Source organism: Microbispora hainanensis (assembly GCF_006874475.1).
GTDB lineage: Bacteria > Actinomycetota > Actinomycetes > Streptosporangiales > Streptosporangiaceae > Microbispora > Microbispora hainanensis.
This window is the reverse complement of the sequence record NZ_VIRM01000136.1, coordinates 1-1484: the sequence shown is the minus strand read 5'-3', so window position 1 is coordinate 1484 and position 1484 is coordinate 1. Positions and strand designations below refer to the sequence as shown.

Sequence of the window (1484 nt, the reverse complement as noted above, 5' to 3'; positions counted from 1 at the left end):
AACATGGCTGTCGGACTGGCCGCCATCCCATCCCGGGCAGAAGTGCCACAACCGGCCGCGCCCCCCAGCTCCGAAGCCACGGGGGCCAAGGGTGGCAGACGTGCAGCCGACCGGGTGATCGAAGAGGCCAAGGCCAAGGCCCACAAGTCCGGCAAGAGGGTGGAGATCCCGGAACGCAACACCGAGACGGCCACGCTGTACGCCAACCCAGACGGCAAGACGCTCCGGATGGAGCTGAACCTGGAGCCGGTCCGGGTCAAGAATGCCGACGGCGACGGCTTCAGCCTGATCGACACCACCCTGGTCGAAGCGGACGGCGTCATCAAGCCCAAAGCGGCCAAGGGCGACCTGACGCTGTCGGCCGGTGGTGACACGACGGCGATCAAGAGCAAGGACGCGAAAACCGCCACACGCGTCGGTGGACCCCGCAAGCTGCCCAAACCGAACCTCAAGGGCAACACCGCGACGTACCCGTCGGCGTACGGCAAGGGCATCGACCTGGTCGTCACCGCCACACCGACCGGGTTCCGGCAGCAGCTCGTCATCCGGGAACGGCCGGTCGGACCGCTGACCTTCCGCATCCCGGTGGATCTGCCCAAGGGGGTCTCGTTCGGCAAGGGCGACAAGGGCCAGCCGACGCTGAAGGACAAGGACGGCAAGCCGTTCCTCGATATCCGGCCAGCGCCGCTGCTGGACGCGGTCGCCGCGGACCCCGGCGGCGACCTCGACGCCGCCAAAGTCGGCAGAGCGGCCGTCACACTGGACGGCTCGGACCTGGTGTACAGCCCGGACCCGGCTTTCCTGGCCGATCCCGCGACGGCGTATCCGGTGACCATGGCCGCCGTTGATGACGACTGGTATGAGTGTGAGATCGGCAAGCCCTCCAGCATATACTGTCCCGACGGGGTGAGCGCGCCGTACGACGGCGAGCCGATGGACACCTTCGTCAACAACGCGGACTACCCCGACAGCTGGTCCAACTTCAACCTCGACCGGATTCTGGTCGGCAAGTCCAACAACGGCGATGTGCGCTGGCGCAGCTACATTCAGTTCCCGCTGCCCGCGGAGAGCGACCCGTTCTGGGGCTCGACGATCGAGAACGCGGACCTGACGCTGTGGAACCACCTGTCCAGCGACTGCGGGCTCCGTGTCGGGTCGGGCATCACCGCCCGGCGCGTCACCTCCGACTGGGACGAGCTGAACCTCACGTGGTCCAATCAGCCGTCGGTCACCAGCGTGGGCGCCAACACCGAGTACGGCGCCTACAACAGCGCCAACTGTAGCGGGGCGTACGCCTACGAGTGGGACCTCGTCCACTCGGTCAACGGCATCGTGCAGGCCTGGGCGAACGGCGAGCCGAACTACGGCTTCCAGCTCACCGCGGGAAACGAGTCCGACACCACGAACTGGCGCCGCTACCGGACCCGGGATTCCACCTACCCGTACCCGGCGCACGCGCCCAGGCTCAGCGTGGACTTCGAGCC

The 1484-nt window shown here is 67.3% G+C and carries 1 protein-coding gene; it reads left to right on the top strand.

Translation table 11 applies throughout. From position 1 onward, the window contains the following. Nucleotides 1-114: 114 nt before the first annotated feature. A partial coding sequence (locus FLX08_RS39825) for a DNRLRE domain-containing protein (protein WP_167530774.1) occupies nucleotides 115-1484 on the top strand: 1370 nt, incomplete at its 3' end.